At 45.0% G+C, this 764-nt stretch carries 2 rRNA genes; both read left to right on the top strand.

The window, feature by feature from the left end:
- Positions 1-211 (top strand): 16S ribosomal RNA (locus tag MUB50_RS16905); the annotation flags it as partial.
- Between the two features lie 117 nt (positions 212-328).
- A 5S ribosomal RNA gene (gene rrf, locus MUB50_RS16910) occupies positions 329-446 on the top strand.
- Positions 447-764 lie beyond the last annotated feature (318 nt).

The raw sequence follows: 764 nt of genomic DNA on the forward strand, positions 1-764 counted from the left end.
AAGCTGGAATCGCTAGTAATCGCGGATCAGAATGCCGCGGTGAATACGTTCCCGGGTCTTGTACACACCGCCCGTCACACCATGGGAGTCAGTAACGCCCGAAGTCAGTGACCTAACCGCAAGGAAGGAGCTGCCGAAGGCGGGACCGATGACTGGGGTGAAGTCGTAACAAGGTAGCCGTATCGGAAGGTGCGGCTGGATCACCTCCTTTCTAAGGAAATTGGATATACAGTAGGCTGTGCTAACGGCTGAATCAATCCAACTAAAACGGAAAAAAAGTAGAGTAATTGAAATGTGTTTTACTGTTTAGCTATCAAGCTAAGATATTTCTGGTGCCGATGCGGTTGGGGGACACACCCGTTCCCATCCCGAACACGACGGTTAAGACCCAATCGGCCGATGGTACTGCACTGGAGACGGTGTGGGAGAGCAGGTGGGCGCCAGATCAAAAAAAGAAAAACAGGAGAGATCCTGATGAGAATAGATGCTGGTTTTACCAGTGATTTAAGAAGAAAAGATATTTTCTTTTTAAATGGCTGATAAAACATCAGTCAGCATTGTACCTTGAAAACTGCATACATGAGATTTGATTAAGTTAATCAAATATCCTTAAACGCAAAGTATTAAGAAATTAATGCAAACGCAAAGATAGGAAGACATCGATTTATCTGTTATAAACAGAGTAATCAAACACATGTCGGAAGATACGTGAGTATCGGAAGACACGAGAATCAAGAGACCGCATCACCTACGCTAGGGTGATG

Origin of the sequence: Blautia sp. NSJ-140, from assembly GCF_022868965.1 — a bacterium.
GTDB lineage: Bacteria > Bacillota > Clostridia > Lachnospirales > Lachnospiraceae > Blautia_A.